The organism is Flavobacterium bomense (assembly GCF_003970355.1).
Map to the genome: position 1 here is coordinate 722 of NZ_RYDJ01000286.1, position 304 is coordinate 1,025.

The following is a 304-nucleotide window of genomic DNA, read 5'->3' on the forward strand; positions in this document are numbered from 1 at the left end:
CGGTGCGGGAATCCCAATGGCTACTGATATCGCATTTGCCATAGGCATTTTGTCTCTTCTGGGAAGTCGTGTACCCGCTTCCTTAAAGATATTTTTGACCGCACTAGCTGTAATTGACGATTTAGGAGCCATTATCGTGATTGCCGTATTCTATACAACCTCAATTTATTTTATAAATTTAGCCCTTGCTTTAGGTATTATGGGGGTTTTGTTTATTCTAAATAGGATGAAAATCTACAACCTGATTCCCTACCTGATTGGAGGCGTTGCGATGTGGTATTTTATGTTAAATTCTGGAGTTCAC

General features: G+C 39.8%; 1 protein-coding gene. It reads left to right on the forward strand.

Features of this window, described 5'->3' with window-relative positions; all coding sequences use genetic code 11:
- Positions 1 to 304 (forward strand): Na+/H+ antiporter NhaA (locus tag EKL98_RS18370; protein WP_233589523.1); only part of this gene is annotated, 304 nt, incomplete at both ends.